This is a genomic window from Sphingobium lactosutens, assembly GCF_013393185.1.
Lineage (GTDB): Bacteria > Pseudomonadota > Alphaproteobacteria > Sphingomonadales > Sphingomonadaceae > Sphingobium > Sphingobium lactosutens_A.
In genome coordinates, this window is sequence record NZ_QJQX01000054.1 from 402534 (window position 1) to 418618 (window position 16085).

Sequence of the window (16085 nt, forward strand, 5' to 3'; positions counted from 1 at the left end):
GATGACTATGTTGACCAGTTTGAAGGCGTTGCTGTCCGCGTCGCTGGCATCAGGAAGCACAAAAAGCGACGCCGCCGCGCCCGCCGCGGGTGCATCCGGTTTCGGGCAGATGCTGGAAGCAGCGAGAATAAGTCTGCCGTCAGGCGCGGACGCGAACCCCGCGGCGCCATCGACGACGGCGGTACAGCGGGTGGAGTGCGACCAGCCGGTGGTTCCGTCGGATATGCCTGCATCGACGGTCGATGCAGCGGCTCTGCCCGTGAATGGCATGGTGTCGGCCAGTCCCGCCGTTCCGCGCGATGTGGTGGCCGCTCCATCCGATGAACTGGATGTCGCGTCCGCGTCGCCGCTACCTGTGAAGCCTGCGGCACCCCGATCTGCAGCCCGTGCCTCGTCCGATGTCGCCATCGTTGATCGGAGCGGCGCGCCGATGGCCGATGATATACAGGATGTTTCGGACAACGAGGATGCATCCGTCGCGGACGGCGATGCGATGCCGGTCGATCCCAAGACAATGGTGGTCGTCGCTCCGGCGATTGCCGCGCCCGTCCTCATGGCCCTGCCTCCTGCCCAGATCGCACCGGCCCCGGCCGCGAATGATGGCGCGTCCTTGCCCGTCGTGCCAGGGGGGGGCGTGCCGCCACAAAGTCCCGTTCCGGACGGCGCTCAGCCTGCTCCGTTGGCTCAGACGCAAGGCGTCGATCCGCAGGTGGCGATGCTTGCCGATCAGGCGCCCGATGCCGCCGCCGCTGATGTCGCGCCCGACCAGCCGACCCCCGTCAAGGCGGAAGCGGTATCGCTGCTTCAACTGGTGCGCGACCATATGAAGGCGCGTCCTTCCCACGGCCAGGGCGAAGACCAAGCCGCCAAGCAAGGCGCCACGCGAGACACGGCACCGGATGGGATCGCCGCGATGACGGCCCTGCCGTCCCATGATGGCGCTGCCGTGCCGCTCCCGCCGTCGTCGCCTGCCGTCGTGCCGACCACCGTTGCGGCGGCTCCGACCGTCGACCTGTCCGCCAGCATCGGCGCGCAGGTGGTGGACATGGGCGTGTCGGGCCAGTGGATCGATGGCCTCGCCCGCGACATTGCCGGGCTGTCGGCCAATGGCGCGCAGGGCCGCTTCCAGATCAATGCCGATCAACTCGGCCAGATCCAGGTCGATATCCGCCAGGGCGAGGATGGCGCCGCCGTCAGCCTGACCGTCACGACCGAGGAGGCTGAACTGGCGCTGCGACAGGACAGCGATCGATTGAAGCTCGACGCCAGCCTGTCTGCAGTGCGGATCAGCGAAGTGAAGGTGGAACGGGCCTCTCCTGTCGCCGAGACGGCCCGATCGGATGCGGCGAGTAACCAGTCTGGTTCACAACCCCAATCCCCGTCGCAGGGTCAGTCCGCCGGCTGGCAAGGGCAGGGTATGGGCCAGTCATCCGCCCAGTCGCAGATGCAGGGCCGTGGCCAGCAACGCGAGAATATCGCTTTTAACCATAAAGGAGGCAGCGATCCGGCCGTTCTTAACCATGAACGGGCTGGCGGGGACGCCGGCGACATGCCGCGCGCGCGCTATGCGTGACCGGCTGCTTTTCCAGGGGACATGAAGCATGAGCGACGAGCCTAAGGCCAAGAAGAAAAAAGGCGGGAGCATGAAGATGATCCTGCTGCTGGTCGTGGGCGTGGTCGTCGGCGGCGCGGGCGCGGCGGGCGGTCTCTATGCCGCCGGATTCTTCAGCCCCAAGGCCGAAGGTCCGAAGGAAGATCCCAACAAGCCGGTGCTGGTTTTGGCGGGTGAGGATGCGCAGGCTGTCGCTACCGCCCATGGCTGGGCCGGCGAGGGCGGCGGTGGCGGCGAAGGTGGTGGTGGTGGCCATGGCGGCGGCAGTGGCGAAAGCCATGTCGTGTCTGCGGGCCATGCGCCGGGCAAGGGTATCGACCTGCCCACTCCGGTCAATCCGATGGCCTATCAGGCGACCTATTTCCAGCTTCAGGCGCCGTTCACCTCCAACATGGCGGACACCGATGCCTTTGCGCAGATCAGCGTCGCCGTGTCGACCTATTATGACTATCGCGTGATCGCGGCGGTCAAGCAGCATGAAATGCCGATCCGCAGCCAGGTGCTGATGATGCTGGCGGAGCAGCCGCAGGAGGTGCTCGACACCCCCCAGGGCAAGCAGGCGCTGCAGGGCAAGATCAAAACGGTCATCAACGATATTTTGAAGCAGAAAACCGGCTATGGCGGCATTGATAACGTTTATTTTACCAATTTCGTTATTCAATAGGGTTGCCTGAAAGGATTGGGACGTCCCCTGATCCATGCGGGCAGGGGACCAAGATGACCGACGTTCAATCCTACGCCTTCGGGCGCGGGGAATCGCAGGCGCCCGTGATGCTGTCCGGGCTGGACCGGCTGGGCGAGAAGCTCGGCCGGCGTATCCGCGCCATCGTCGAGCCGATCGCGGGCGTGCGCCCCAATGTCGAGGCGCAGGAGGCCAGGGTGCTGGATTTCGGCGCCTGGTCGGCGCAGGTGCCCGCCTTCTGCTCCCTGTCCGTCTATCGCCTGCTGCCCCTGAAAGGGCAGATGCTGCTGCGCATGGACGCGGCGATGATCTCGACCTTCGTCGATTGCTTTTATGGCGGCATCGGCAACCGGCCCTTGCCTGCGCGCACCGAATTCACCCCTACGGAAGACCGGCTGATCGCGCGGCTGTGCGAATCGCTGCTGTCGCGGCTGGTCGAGACATGGGACGATGTCCTGCCGCTTGAACCCGGCCTCATCCTGCGCGAAAGCGGGGTCGGCTATGCCGCCGCGGCGCAGCCCACCGACCAGATGGTGCTCCAGCGGTTCATGATCTCGCTCACGCGCGAGCAGGAATGGCCGGTAGACCTGCTGTTCCCGTTGTCCGCCCTGCGCGCCGTAGAGGGCCTGGTCAGCACCAAACTACCGGCCGACGAGGAGCATCGCGATCCCGTCTGGCAGGCCCGCATCGCCCGCCGCATGCGCGAAATTCGCCTGCCCGCGCGGACCGTCGTGGCGCGTCCCAATCTCTCGCTCGCCGACCTCATGGAATTGAAGGTTGGCGATGTCATTCCCGTCACCATCGGTCGTTCGCTGCCCCTGATCGTCGGAAACCGCATCGTTGCCCATGGCTCGATCGGCGAACAGGACGGCCGCGCCGCCTTCCAGATTGAAAAGCTTGCACAGGAACCCGAACAATGAGCGACATGAGCGAAGCACCCCGCATGGAGCGCGCCGAGGATCCGGTGAGCCGCATGACCAACAACCGTCAGTTCAAACTGCTGGCCGACATCCCCGTGCGCATGTCGGTGGAGGTCGGCTCGACCTCGCTGCGCCTCGCCGAAGTCATGGACCTGGCCGAAGGCAGCATCGTTGAACTCGACCGTCAGGCCGACGATCTGCTCGACATCATGGTGAATGGCGCGCTGATCGCCAAGGGCGAAGTGGTGACGGTAAACGGCCGCTATGGCATTCGCATCGTCGACATCGCCGCGACCGAGAACCGGCTGGCGGGCATCGAGCGTCGCGGCTGATCGCAGGGTCTTGATTTTGCGCTTGCCTTCGTCACTGAAACTGCGGATCGCAGGCGGATATTAACCATAGCTGCGGGCGGCTTTCATGTTCTGGTATTTCGTCAAACTGCTGATCCTCCTGCCGCTGGTCGGCGGCATGGCCTTTGGCGCGCTGTGGCTGTGGCGCAAATATCAGCCCGGCATGATGGCGGGGCAGGGCGATCGATCGCTGAAACTGCTCGAAGCCTTACCCATGGGGGCCTTCGGCAAGCTTGCGGTAATCGAGTTCGAGGGCAAGAGGATCCTTGTCGCCGTCACCCGCGGCCGTATCGAGAAGATCGCGGAAGGCGACCCCTATCGTGCGCGGTAGGATATTGCTGATCGGCGGCGTCCTGCTCGTTGCCGGCCTGGCTCTGGTCGAACCCGCACTGGCCCAGGCCGCGCCCGCCGCGCCGGTCGACAATGGTGGTGCGCTGAGCCGCGCCATGGGGCAGATTTCGGGCGACGGTCGCTCGATGTCGCTGTCCCTGCAAATCCTGATCCTCATGAGCCTGCTGACGGTGCTGCCGTCGCTCGTGCTCATGATGACCAGCTTCACCCGCATCATCATCGTTCTGTCGCTGTTGCGCCAGGCGCTGGGCCTGCAACAGACGCCGCCGAACCAGGTGCTGGTGGGCCTCGCCCTCTTCCTGTCGCTCTTCGTGATGCGCCCGGCGATCGACACAATCAACGCGCAGGCCTTCGACCCCTATGGCAAGGGCCAGATCAGCATCGAGGAAGCGGTGGGCCGCTCCGGCAAGGTGCTGCACGGCTTCATGACCAAGCAGACCCGCGAAAGCGACCTCAAGCTCTTCGCCAACCTCGCCGAGGCGCCCGCCTTCCGCACGCCCGAAGACATTCCCTTCTCGATCCTGCTGCCGGCCTTCGTGACGAGCGAACTCAAGACCGCGTTCCAGATCGGCTTCATGATCTTCCTGCCCTTCCTGATCATCGACCTTGTCGTCGCGTCCACGCTGATGGCGTTGGGCATGATGATGCTGTCGCCGACCATCATCTCCATGCCGTTCAAGCTGTTGCTGTTCGTGCTGGTCGACGGCTGGGCGCTGACTATGGGGTCATTGGCGGGATCGTTCGCGACATGATGGCTACACGCAGACATCCGTTCGTTTCGAGCGTGTCGAGAAACGGGAGCGCACCCGTTTCTCGACTTCGCTCGAAACGAACGGAGCAGGGGATTTAGCTCCCCATGGAAAACGCCGACTTCTTCATGGGCCTTGCCCAGCAGGCGTTGTGGATCACGGCGCTCGCGGCTGCGCCCGTGCTGATCCCGGCGCTGATCGTCGGCCTCATCATCGGCATGGTGCAGGCGGCGACCTCGATCAACGAACAGACGCTCAGCTTCATTCCCAAGATCATCGTCGTCGGCGGGATGCTGGCCTTGTTCGGCGGATCAATCATGGTGCTGATCGCCGACTTCACCCGCGAAATCTTCGAGCGTATCCCGGACCTGCTGCAATGATCGCGCGTTTGTCATGATAGCGCCGGGCTTCACGGGCGTGGAAACGCAGCTCTGGATCTGGCTCATCGCCATGATCCGGCCCGGCGCGGCGTTCATCGCCGCGCCCATCTTCGGCGCGCCCGCGGTGCCGCTCCAGCTTCGCCTGATCCTCGCCCTTGCGCTCGGCCTTGCCGCGCTCAACAGCGTCACGATCCAGTTGCCGCAGGACGGCGTCGCCAGCTTCGAGGGCGTGATGCTGGTCATGGGCGAGATATTGGCGGGCCTCGCCATGGGGTTCGCGGTGCAGATCGGCTATGCCGCCGCCTTCGTTGCGGGGGAGACGATCGGCAACGCCATGGGCCTCAATTTCGCGGCGATGGTCGATCCCTCCTCGGGCCAGTCGACCCAGGTGCTGGGCCAGTTCCTGTCCATCCTCGCCACCTTCCTGCTGCTGGGCATGGACGGTCATCTGCTGCTCGCCAGCTTTGTGGTGCAAAGCTACACCGCGATCCCGCCGGGGGCGGGGATACTCTCCAACGACACCATCTGGCGCCTGATCGAGTTCGGCGGATCGCTGATGGGCATGGGCGTGACCGTCGCGCTGCCGGTCGCCTTCGCGCTCGTGCTGGTGCAGATCGTTATGGGCATGCTGTCGCGCGCCGCGCCCTCGCTCAACCTGTTCGCGGTCGGCATGCCGGTGGCGATGATGGCCGGCCTGATCCTGCTCGCCGTCGCTGCGCCGATCATGGCCGAAGGCATGACCGCCGCGCTCAAGTCGGGCCTCGAAGAAGCCCGCACTATCTCGGAGGGCCGCTGAGATGGCTGGCGGCAGCGAGGGCGGCGAAAAGACCGAAAAGCCGACACCGAAGAAATTGCAGGATGCCGCCAAGAAGGGCGACATCCTCCAGTCGCGCGAACTGGGCACGGCGCTGGTGGTCATGGCCGGCATCGGCTGCCTTGCCGTCATCGGTCCCGCGCTGATCGAGGCGCTGCGCGACATGCTGGTCGAGGCGCTGCGCTTCCGGCGTGAGGATATTGCCGATTTCTCCCCGGTGCAGCGCGGCCTCAGCCTGCTGGCAGGCATCGCCCTGCCGGTCGCGGGGGTCATGCTGGCGACCTTCCTTGCCGCGATCGCCGCGCCTGCCCTGCTCGGATCGCTCGGCTTTCGGCCCGGCGCCTTCGCGCCCAAGCCCGAAAAGCTTAATCCCATGTCCGGCCTCAAGCGCATCTTCGGCATGCAGGGGCTGATCGAACTGCTCAAATCGATCGCCAAGGTCGGCCTGCTCGGCAGTATCGGCGTCTGGCTGATCTGGGACCGGCTGACCGAGATCACCGGCCTAGGCAAGGCGGGCATCGCGCCCGCCATCGCCGATGTCGGCAATATCTTCATCTTCACCTGCCTCGTCATGGCGGGCGGCCTGTTCCTGATCGCGGGCATCGACGTGCCGGCGCAGATCATGCAACGCGCCAAGCGGCTCGGCATGACCAAGCAGGAAGTGAAGGACGAGCATAAGGAAAGCGAAGGCTCACCCGAACTGAAGGGCCAGATACGCCGCCGCCAGTTCGAGGTGCTGAACAATTCCACGCGGCAGGCCGTGGCCGAAGCCAGCGTCATCATCACCAACCCGACCCATTTCGCCGTCGCGCTGCGCTACAAGCCGGGGCAGGACGCCGCGCCGATCGTGGTGGCCAGGGGGTGCGATGCCATCGCCGCGGCGATCCGCGAACTGGCCGACACCAACGGCGTCACCGTCCTTCAATATCCCGAACTGGCGCGCGCCATCTACTTCACCTCGCGCGCCGGCCAGATCGTCAATGAAGGCCTCTACATGGCGGTGGCGACCGTGCTGGCCTTCGTCTTCCGCGTCGAAAGCCGCATGGCGGGCGAGATGGATCGGCCCTTCATCACCGTGCCCGAAGACCTGCGTTTCGACGCGGACGGGAAGAAGCTGTGACGATCCTGAAGCGTTTTCGAAGCAGGTGGAATCATCTGCTGGCTCGGAAAACACGGTAAGACAAAGAACTGGAGCAGCCGAGCCGATTCAATCGGATCGGTATCCGCTCCAGCCGGAACATCGTGACGGTGAAGAAATAAAATCGGTTTTTCAGCAAGTTCGTCTGATGAACGAAAAAAATGCCTGTGATGAATTAAAGTTTGGCCGCACCTGTCCGTAATCTGTCCGTGGGGACGTAGGAAAGTGGTGCGTCATGGACGACTATGTATCTCGAACTGAGTTGTCGCCGGTCGACCGGACGGTCGTCCGCGCGCCATCGCCTGCGCCTGTCGTGCAGCCGGTGGCGGCGAGCAGCGCCAACGACTCCCTGACGCAGGATCGCAAGACGTCCGTCGCTCAGCCCGCGCTGTCGAACACCAGCCAGGAACTGGCCAGCGTCGCCGAATATGTGGAGGTCCATGCCCGCATCGCCGAAATATTGGCGGACCTTAGCGCCGGTGCGACCGATGTGGACGGCGCCGCCGGTGCGATTCAGACGATGATTCCCAGGCCGATGGTGCTCGTGCCCCTGCCGCCTGCCAGCAAGGAAGCGGTGGAGCATGCCGCTGTGCTGGCCAAGCGCATCGTCGAGCGCGCATCCTACGCCCATGTCGCGCAGGCGCATCTGGCGCGTGGCACGGTCGAGCAGATCGCATCCTCGAACGGCTGAGCTTCTGGGATAATCCAGGACGGAAAATCTTTCCTAAAGGTCTTGGCACTACCGCCGTTCTAGCATTTGAAAGGACGGCCCATGACTTCGGTAGGCAGCAGCATCATTTCGGCGCTTAACGCTGGTTCGGGCATCGATACCTCTGCTCTGGTGTCCAGCCTGGTCAGCGCGACCCGCGAACCCAAGGAAACGGCGATCACGAGCCGTCAGTCGCTCAATTCGTCGCGCATTTCGGCGCTGGCTTCGGCGCTGAGTTCGCTCGACACCTTCGCTGACGCCCTGACGGAGGTTCTGTCCGGCGCCGAATATACCGGCACGGTTTCGTCCAATGACACCAGCATTGCCAATGTCAGCCTGCTGAGCGGTGGGACGCCCGCGGGCCTGCCTGCCCAGCTGACCGTCGAGCAGCTCGCCACGGCACGTGTGATCTCGTCCGGCGCCACCAGTGGCGCGACCGGCAGCACCGCGATCGGCACCGGCACTTTCACGCTGACGACCGCGTCGGGCGAGACGAAGACGATCACGATCGACTCCACCAACAACAGCTATGCGGGTCTCGCGTCCGCCATCAATGCGGCGGACATGGGCGTCACCGCCCGTGTCGTCACCGACGCGAGCGGCACGCGCCTCGTCTTCAAAGGCGAAACCGGCGCGGACAATGATTTCAGCATCAGCGTCGCGGCCGACGACGGCAGCAGCGTGCTCACCGGCCTGAGCTGGAGCGGCACCGACAGCGGCACCATGACCAGCAGCTCCGCGCCGCAAAACGCCAAGATCACGCTTGACGGCGTCGCCTATGAATTTGCCAGCAACACCATCGACGAGGCGATCCCCTATATGCGGATCGACCTTGCCAAGGCGTCGCCCGGCACGACCGTGACCCTGGCCATGTCGCAGCCGACATCGGGACTTTCGGACCTGCTGAAGGAATTTGTCGACGCCTACAACACGCTGATGAAGGCGCTGAACACCGCGACCGCCACGGGCGCGGATTCCTCCAGCGCGGGCGTGCTGAACGGGGTTGCAGGTGTGCGCGACATGAAACGGCAGCTGGCGGCGATCACCTCGACCCAGCTCAGCGCCACCGGCACCTACCGGACGCTGGCCGACATCGGCATCACCACCAATCGCGACGGCACGCTGGCGCTCGACACGGCACGGCTCGCCACAGCCATGGAAAATGACCCGGAAGGCGTCGCGAACATGGTCAACCCCAAGACGTCGACCGCGGCCAATCCCGGCCTGTCGGCTCTGATGGACTCGGTGCGCGACAATATCGAGAAGGACGATGGTCCGCTCAAGACCGCGCAGAAGCGCTACGACGCGCTGGCGGAGGATTTTACCGAGCAGCTCGAAAATCTCGATGATCAGATGACCAATTATCAAGAGCATCTGACGAAGGTCTACGCGGCGATGGAGACGCGCCTCAGCGCGCTCAAGGCGACGCAAAGCTACCTCGAACAGCAGATCGAGGCTTGGAACAACAGCGACAGTTAATCGGGAACGGGCAAGACGATGTTCTACAATCAAGGTTATGCTGGCACCACGGCGGCACGGCGTTATGCGGCGATCCATTCGGGCAGCCGGACCGAAGGCGCCACCCCGCACGGGCTGGTCAGGATATTGTTCGATGAGCTGCTGCTGGCGATGGACGCCGCGGCGCTCGCCGAACGCAATGGCGACCGGATGAAGGTGTCCGACAAGCAGGCACGCGCCATGTCGATCCTGTTCGCGCTCGAATCGAGCCTGGACTTCGACAAGGGCGGCGACGTCGCGGTCGGCCTGGCGCAGATCTATCGCGAAGCGCGCCGCCTGCTGCTGGTGGGCGCTAAGGAGCGCTCGGCCGATCCGGTCGATCAGGCCCGCGCCATCGTGGCGGAAATCGCCGAAGCCTGGAACCAGATCGGCCGGTAAGGGGCGCGACGCCCCCGCCCGCAGGCGGGGTTGCACGACCAAAAGCCCGCCTGTATAGGCGGTGCTCGCAAAGGGCGGCCCGGCGGGGGTCGCCTTTTTGCGTTTACGCGCAAATGACGCGCACCTGACGAATACACGTTCCAGAAAGGGAAGGCCCATGTCGATTACGCCGCTCATGCCCGTTTACCCCCGGTGCGATGTGCGTCCGGTGCGAGGCGAGGGCTGCTATCTGATCGGGGAACGCGGCGAGCGTTATCTCGACTTCGCCAGCGGCATCGCCGTCAACCTGCTGGGCCATGGCCATCCGAAGCTGGTGAAGACCATCGCCGATCAGGCGGCTACATTGATGCATGTCTCGAACCTCTACGGCTCGCCGCTGGGGGACCGGTTCGCGCAGAAGCTGGTCGACAATACATTCGCCGATACCGTCTTCTTCACCAATTCGGGCGCCGAGGCGGTCGAGTGTGCGATCAAGACCGCGCGCCGCTATCATTATGCCAATGGCGAAGCGCACCGGCACAAGGTCATCAGCTTCGACAACGCCTTCCATGGCCGCACGTTGGGCACCATTTCGGCGACCAGCCAGCCCAAGATGCGTGACGGATTCGAACCGCTGCTGCCTGGTTTCCAGGTTGTGCCCTTCAACGATCTCGACGCGGCGCTGGCGGCGATCGACGACAACACGGCCGGTTTCCTGCTGGAGCCGGTGCAGGGCGAAGGCGGCGTGACGCCTGCGACGCAGGCGTTCCTCAAGGGTTTGCGCAAGGCCTGCGACGAACATGGCCTGCTGCTGATCCTGGATGAGGTCCAGTGCGGCTATGCCCGCACCGGCACCTTCTTCGCGCATGAACAATATGGCGTGACGCCGGACATCATGGCGGTGGCCAAGGGCATCGGCGCGGGCTTCCCGCTCGGCGCCTGCCTTGCCACGGAAGAAGCCGCCAAGGGCATGGTGTTCGGCACGCATGGCTCCACCTATGGCGGCAATCCGCTCGCCATGGCGGTGGGTATGACGGTGCTGGACGAAGTTCTGGCCGATGGCTTCCTCGATCATGTCAAGGCGATGGGCGCGCGTCTGCGCTCGGCGCTGGAGCAGCTTATACCCAATCATGACGGCATGTTCGAGGATGTGCGCGGCATGGGGCTGATGCTGGGCGTCAAGATGAAGGATGCCCATGACGCGCGCGCCTTTGTCGGCCATCTGCGCGACCATCATGGGTTGCTGGCCGTATCGGCCGGGCAGAATGTGCTGCGCATCCTGCCGCCGCTCGTCATCGACGAAAGCCATATCGCCGAATGTATCGAGAAGATTTCCGCCGGCGCGCGGAGCTTCGTGGACGCCAAGGCGGCCTGAATTGATAGTTGCCCCGTTCGTGCTGAGTAGGGGCTGAGCTTGTCGAAGACCCGTATGGAAGCATCAATCCTTCGATACGCCATTTCGACTTCGCTCAATGGCTACTCAGGACGAACGGTGGTTGGAAGCGGGGAAAACTTCCAATGACCAAGCATTTCCTGAATCTCTCCGACGCGGGCGGCGACGCCATCGCCGCGATGATCGCCGACGCCATCGACCGGAAGGCCGCGCGTCAGGGCAAGCCCAAGGGCATGGTCGACGCCGACGCACCGCTGGCCGGTCACACGCTGGCGATGATCTTCGAAAAGAACAGCACGCGCACCCGCGTCAGCTTCGACATGGCGATTCGCCAGCTGGGCGGCACGTCGCTGATCCTGGATGGCGCGACCAGCCAGCTTGGCCGCGGCGAAACGGTGGCCGACACGGCCCGCGTCCTCAGCCGCATGTGCGACGCGATCATGATCCGCACCGACGATCATGCCAAGATCGAGGAAATGGCGCATTACGCCACCGTCCCGGTCATCAACGGCCTCACCGACCTGTCGCACCCCTGCCAGATCGTCGCCGACCTGCTGACCGTGGTCGAACATGGCCTTGCGCTGCCGGGCAGCCGGTGGGCCTGGCTGGGTGACGGCAACAATGTCCTCCATTCGATCGTCGAGGCCGCCGGCCTGCTGAAGTTCGACGTGCGCATGGGCATTCCCGGCGGCTATGATCCCGACCCGTCCTTCGCCGACGCGGCGCGCGCCGCCGGATCGACCATCACCCTCACGCGCGATGCAGCCGAGGCCGTCAGCGGTGCGGACGTCGTCGTCACCGACACCTGGATCTCCATGGGCCAGGCCCATGCCGAGGAAAAGCTGGCGGCGATGATGCCCTATCAGGTGACGCCGGAACTGATAGCGGGGGCGAAGCCCGACGCCCGGTTCCTCCACTGTCTGCCCGCGCATCGCGGCGAGGAAGTGGTGGCCGAAGTGATCGACGGCCCGCAGTCTCTGATCTGGGACGAGGCGGAAAACCGCATTCATGCCCAGAAATCCGTGCTGCTCTGGGCGCTTGGCCGGCTCGGTTGAGTTTTCGGGCGGGCTTCCTATCTAGCTAAGCGTTTTCGAGGCCGGTGGCATCACCGGCTGACTCGGGAAACGCGACAACAAATGGCTAAAATGAAATGCGCCGCTTGGCGGACTTCATTTTAGTTCGCCCGCATCGCTGGATGCATATTTTCCCGGCGCGCCATGCGCGCCGGCAGACCGGAGCTGTACCGTGACTTTTGCCGCCTCCATCGATCAGGCCATGGGCTTCACCATTCCCGGCCGCCATGCGCGCGGCCGTCTGGTACGGCTTGGCCCGGTGCTCGACGACGTGCTCGCCGCCCACGCCTATCCGCCGCCGATCGAGCGGGTGCTGGCGTCGGCGCTGGTGCTGGCGGCGCTGCTGGGTAGCACACTCAAGCTCGCCGATGGGCAGCTCACACTCCAGGCGCAGACCGAAAATGGCGTCATCAGCCTGCTCGTCGCCGACTATAAGAATGGCGAGTTGCGCGGCTATGCCAAGTTCGACGCCGACCGGCTGGCCGAACTGGGACCGAACCCGTCACTGTTCGGCCTGTTCGGCAAGGGCTATCTCGCCATCACCTTCGATCAGGCCGTGACGGGCGAACGCTATCAGGGCATCGTTCCGCTGGAGGGTGAATCGCTCGCCCATGCGGCAGAGCTGTACTTCTTCCAGTCGGAACAGATTCCCAGCATCATCCGCATCACCACCCGTCATGATGCGGGCGCGGGCTGCGTCGCCGCCGGCCTGATGCTCCAGCACCTGCCCGAGGGTGAGGTTGGGCGCGAACGTCTGCACGTCCGCCACGACCACCCCGAATGGGAGCATGTGCAGGCGCTGGCGGTCACGCTCAAGGATGAGGAACTGACCAATTCGGAGCTGCCGTTGACCGACATCGTCTGGCGCCTCTTCCATGAGGAGGACGAAGTGCGCGTGACCGAAGCCGCGCCGCTGGTGAAGGGGTGCCGCTGCGACCTTGCCCACATCCGCAGCGTCATCGGTCGCTTCCCCCCGGAGGAGCGGGCGGAAATGGCGGACGATCAAGGCATTATCGGCGTCGACTGTGCCTTCTGTTCACGCATCTTTCCACTAGCGGCGGACAGTTTCGCCTGATCCAACCGTATATCGTTACGCTAACGATATTTGTAATTGGGGCAGGGCCGCTCGTTCGCGCTATCAAATTGCCGCATTTATACGCGACAGATGATGGGATCGCTCGCGGCAGGACCGGCGGGCACCCTTTTGGTGGGATCGTACAGATATCATGAGCAAGGCAGGACTGCGTGCGCTGGTCGCCGCGGCGGCATTGATGATGGCGGGCTGGGCCGGTGCAGTGACCATGCCGACTCTGACGGCCCTGCGCGGGCTGGAAGCGGGCGAATGGGAGTTGCGCGGCCGGGGTGAGGGGGCGGAGACGCGCAAGCTGTGCGTCACCGACCTGCGCCAACTGCTCCAGCCGCAGCATCCCGGCCCGGTCTGCCGCAGCTTCGTGGTCAACGACAGCGCCCATGCCGCCAGCGTCACCTATGACTGCGCGGCGGCAGGCAATGGCCGCACAGACCTGCGGATCGAAACCTCGCGACTGCTCCAGATCCGCTCCCAGGGCGTGTCGCAAGGCGCGCCGTTTGCCTTTGCCTTGGAAGCGCGGCGCATCGGCGCCTGCCCATGATCCCGGTTCTCGCCCCGATCCTTGCCCCGATCCTTGCGTTGCGGCGCATCGAAGCGTAGCGCGAACCCATGGTTGCCAATCAAGGAAAATTCGCCGTCGTCCTGCTTTCGGGCGGACTGGACTCGATGGTCGCGGGCGGTCTGGCGCGTGAGGCCGGATATCATGTGCTGGCGCTGTCGATCGACTATAATCAACGTCATCGCGTGGAGCTGAACGCGGCGCGTCGTGTTGCCGAATCGCTGGGCGCGATCCGCCATATCGTGCTGCCGCTCGACCTCACCGCCTTTGGCGGATCGGCGCTGACAGCCGACATCGCCGTGCCCAAGGGCGGCGTCGGCAAGGACATTCCGATCACCTATGTCCCGGCGCGCAACACGATCTTCCTCTCGCTGACGCTGGGCCTGGCCGAAGTGGCCGGCGCCAGTGACATCTTCATCGGCGTCAATGCGCTCGACTATTCGGGTTATCCCGATTGCCGGCCGGAATTTATCGACGCCTTCCAGAAGATGGCGACGCTCGCCACCAAAGCGGGTGTGGAGGGGCATCCGATCCGCATCCAGACCCCGCTCCAATATATGAGCAAGGCGGATATTGCGCGCGAAGCCCATCGTCTCGGTCTCGACGCCGGGATCAGCTGGTCCTGCTATGATCCGACCCCCGACAGCAAGCATTGCGGCTTGTGCGACAGCTGCCGCCTGCGCTCCAAGGGGTTCGAGGAAGCGGGTCTGCCCGATCCCACCGTCTATGCCGTACAGCCGCCCAAGGCATAACCGATGAGTTATGCGGTCAAGGAAATGTTCCTGACCCTGCAGGGGGAAGGCGTGCAGGCCGGGCGTCGCGCCGTTTTCCTGCGCTTCGCCGGCTGCAACCTGTGGAGCGGGCGCGAACAGGACCGGGCCAGCGCCGTCTGCCAGTTTTGCGACACCGATTTCGTAGGTACGGACGGGCTGGGCGGCGGCAAGTTCGCCGATGCCGATGCGCTGGCCGACGCGGCGCTCGGCTTCTGGGGCGAGGGCGGCGAGGGGCGCTATATCGTGCTCACAGGTGGCGAGCCGATGCTCCAGATCGACGATGCGCTGGTCGATGCGCTCCATGCGCGCGGCTTCACCATCGCGATCGAGAGCAACGGCACGCTGCCCGCCCATCCCGGCATCGACTGGATCTGCATCAGCCCGAAAGCCGGTAGCGATGTGGTGCAGCGTTCAGGCCATGAACTGAAGCTCGTCTGGCCGCAGCCGGGTGATGGGCATAGTCTGGCCGATGTCGACGCCATGTCGGACTGGGCGTTCGACCATCATCTCGTCCAGCCGCTCGACGACGCTCATGCGGTCGACAATGCCCGCGCCGCCATCGCCCTGGTCATGGATCGCCCGAACTGGCGCCTGACCGTGCAGGCGCATAAATATCTGGGCCTGCGTTAGGCGCTGGGGCGGATGGCTGAGATGGGTTGAGCGGGCCGTTTCCTTTCCACTTAACCGTCACCCCAGCGGAGGCTGGCATCTCAGGCCATGTCGCGCGACATGGCCTGAGATGCCAGCCTCCGCTGGGGTGACGGATGTGGAACCGCGACTCCTGGTCGTCAACAGTCAGCCCGATACTGTCCGCCCCACTTTAGCCATCGCGCACTCGTGAGATAATCCCCACCGAGCGCGCCAAACTTCAGGGCTTCACGCCGCTCTTGTCGTTCCAGGCCTGATGGCAAACCGGCTGCAATACGCCCTTCTTCCAGCACTTGGGGTCGAAGGACGGCAGGGCGACGACATAGTCATAACCCGGCGTGCCGTAAAATTGCTCTCCCGCCAGCACCAGCGACTTCTTGATGGAGGCAAGGCCCTTGCGTCCGACCTCGTTCAGCGTGCCGCGATCGGCGAAGATCGCCTGCCGACCGACCTCCGCGGCCTCCTGGCAGAAGCCCTTCTGCGCCTGCACCGTCGAATAGCCGGAATAGATGCGGGTGTTATACATGTCCGACGCCGCCTGGCCGGGCTTGCCCTTGCCCGCGGTGCGCTGGAAATAGCCAAGGATGGTCGCCTGCGCGGCGTCCAGTTCGGCGTCATGATGGGCGATCATGGCGTTATAGTTGCTCGCGCTCAGAAGGGTCGGCTCGAACTGGCATTGCAGCGCTGCCACGTTGAGCGCGGCGCGCATGTTCCAGGCGAGGCCCGCCTTGACCTCCGCCGCGGTCGCGCCGGGCAGGCCGAGCGCCGTGGCGGCGGCCTCGTCGGTCAGCGGTGGCGCGCTCATGTCGGGCGGCGACCAGTAGAATTGGGCAGCGGCGGGCTGGGCTGCGATCGGCGCAACGGCGGCGATCGCCAGGCTGAGCAGCGCGCGGCGCGACGGCAAACGGACCTTCATCGACAAAACCCCTCAGGCAGGATGTGCGGTTGGGCGCATCCGATATCATTGAT

At 64.6% G+C, this 16085-nt stretch carries 19 protein-coding genes; 18 read left to right on the forward strand and 1 reads right to left on the reverse strand.

Annotation, left to right across the window (positions count from 1 at the left end; translation table 11 throughout):
- The first annotated feature begins 1 nt into the window (after position 1).
- The 18 genes from DM806_RS15890 to queE all read left to right on the forward strand — a co-directional run bounded on the left by DM806_RS15890 (position 2) and on the right by queE (position 15098).
- The gene (locus tag DM806_RS15890) at positions 2 to 1573 is read left to right on the forward strand and encodes a hypothetical protein (RefSeq protein ID WP_179044140.1); all 1572 of its coding nucleotides are present in this window, start codon (positions 2 to 4) and stop codon (positions 1571 to 1573) included.
- A gap of 28 nt (positions 1574 to 1601) precedes the next feature.
- Positions 1602 to 2276 (forward strand): flagellar basal body-associated FliL family protein, encoded by a 675-nt coding sequence (locus tag DM806_RS15895; protein WP_179044141.1) that lies wholly within the window; start codon positions 1602 to 1604, stop codon positions 2274 to 2276.
- Between the two features lie 53 nt (positions 2277 to 2329).
- Positions 2330 to 3214, forward strand: coding sequence for a flagellar motor switch protein FliM (locus DM806_RS15900; RefSeq protein WP_179044142.1), 885 nt, complete (start codon positions 2330 to 2332; stop codon positions 3212 to 3214).
- Positions 3211 to 3546 carry a flagellar motor switch protein FliN gene (gene fliN, locus DM806_RS15905; RefSeq protein WP_179044143.1) on the forward strand — a complete coding sequence of 112 codons (336 nt, stop codon included), beginning with the start codon at positions 3211 to 3213 and terminating at the stop codon, positions 3544 to 3546. Before DM806_RS15900 ends, fliN begins: the two co-directional genes overlap by 4 nt.
- 85 nt (positions 3547 to 3631) lie before the next feature.
- On the forward strand, positions 3632 to 3895 hold the full coding sequence (locus DM806_RS15910; protein ID WP_179044144.1) for a FliO/MopB family protein: 264 nt from the start codon (positions 3632 to 3634) through the stop codon (positions 3893 to 3895).
- A 1-nt stretch (position 3896) separates the two neighbouring features.
- Positions 3897 to 4667 carry a flagellar type III secretion system pore protein FliP gene (gene fliP / locus DM806_RS15915; protein WP_372859580.1) on the forward strand — a complete coding sequence of 257 codons (771 nt, stop codon included), beginning with the start codon at positions 3897 to 3899 and terminating at the stop codon, positions 4665 to 4667.
- 104 nt (positions 4668 to 4771) lie between these two features.
- The gene (gene fliQ, locus DM806_RS15920) at positions 4772 to 5044 is read left to right on the forward strand and encodes a flagellar biosynthesis protein FliQ (RefSeq protein ID WP_179044145.1); all 273 of its coding nucleotides are present in this window, start codon (positions 4772 to 4774) and stop codon (positions 5042 to 5044) included.
- Between the two features lie 13 nt (positions 5045 to 5057).
- Positions 5058 to 5840, forward strand: coding sequence for a flagellar biosynthetic protein FliR (fliR, locus tag DM806_RS15925; RefSeq protein ID WP_179044146.1), 783 nt, complete (start codon positions 5058 to 5060; stop codon positions 5838 to 5840).
- A gap of 1 nt (position 5841) precedes the next feature.
- Positions 5842 to 6978: a flagellar type III secretion system protein FlhB gene (gene flhB / locus DM806_RS15930; RefSeq protein WP_179044147.1), complete on the forward strand. Its 1137-nt coding sequence runs from the start codon at positions 5842 to 5844 to the stop codon at positions 6976 to 6978.
- A 253-nt stretch (positions 6979 to 7231) separates the two neighbouring features.
- On the forward strand, positions 7232 to 7687 hold the full coding sequence (locus DM806_RS15935) for a hypothetical protein (protein ID WP_179044148.1): 456 nt from the start codon (positions 7232 to 7234) through the stop codon (positions 7685 to 7687).
- A gap of 81 nt (positions 7688 to 7768) precedes the next feature.
- On the forward strand, positions 7769 to 9184 hold the full coding sequence (gene fliD / locus DM806_RS15940; RefSeq protein WP_179044149.1) for a flagellar filament capping protein FliD: 1416 nt from the start codon (positions 7769 to 7771) through the stop codon (positions 9182 to 9184).
- Positions 9185 to 9202: 18 nt separating this feature from the next.
- Entirely contained in the window at positions 9203 to 9601 is a 399-nt protein-coding gene (locus DM806_RS15945; protein ID WP_179044150.1) for a flagellar export chaperone FliS, read from the forward strand.
- A gap of 157 nt (positions 9602 to 9758) precedes the next feature.
- A complete protein-coding gene (locus tag DM806_RS15950) occupies positions 9759 to 10955 on the forward strand; it encodes an aspartate aminotransferase family protein (protein WP_179044151.1) in 1197 nt (398 codons plus the stop codon).
- Positions 10956 to 11098: 143 nt separating this feature from the next.
- Positions 11099 to 12028, forward strand: coding sequence for an ornithine carbamoyltransferase (gene argF, locus DM806_RS15955; RefSeq protein ID WP_179044152.1), 930 nt, complete (start codon positions 11099 to 11101; stop codon positions 12026 to 12028).
- Positions 12029 to 12248: 220 nt separating this feature from the next.
- Positions 12249 to 13121 (forward strand): Hsp33 family molecular chaperone HslO, encoded by an 873-nt coding sequence (gene hslO, locus DM806_RS15960; RefSeq protein WP_179044211.1) that lies wholly within the window; start codon positions 12249 to 12251, stop codon positions 13119 to 13121.
- Between the two features lie 151 nt (positions 13122 to 13272).
- The gene (locus DM806_RS15965; RefSeq protein WP_179044153.1) at positions 13273 to 13677 is read left to right on the forward strand and encodes a DUF3617 domain-containing protein; all 405 of its coding nucleotides are present in this window, start codon (positions 13273 to 13275) and stop codon (positions 13675 to 13677) included.
- A 68-nt stretch (positions 13678 to 13745) separates the two neighbouring features.
- Positions 13746 to 14447, forward strand: coding sequence for a 7-cyano-7-deazaguanine synthase QueC (gene queC, locus DM806_RS15970; RefSeq protein WP_179044154.1), 702 nt, complete (start codon positions 13746 to 13748; stop codon positions 14445 to 14447).
- Between the two features lie 3 nt (positions 14448 to 14450).
- Positions 14451 to 15098: a 7-carboxy-7-deazaguanine synthase gene (gene queE / locus DM806_RS15975; RefSeq protein ID WP_179044155.1), complete on the forward strand. Its 648-nt coding sequence runs from the start codon at positions 14451 to 14453 to the stop codon at positions 15096 to 15098.
- Between the two features lie 238 nt (positions 15099 to 15336).
- Here queE and DM806_RS15980 read toward each other — a convergent pair whose 3' ends face one another.
- A complete protein-coding gene (locus DM806_RS15980) occupies positions 15337 to 16032 on the reverse strand; it encodes a hypothetical protein (RefSeq protein ID WP_179044156.1) in 696 nt (231 codons plus the stop codon).
- Positions 16033 to 16085 lie beyond the last annotated feature (53 nt).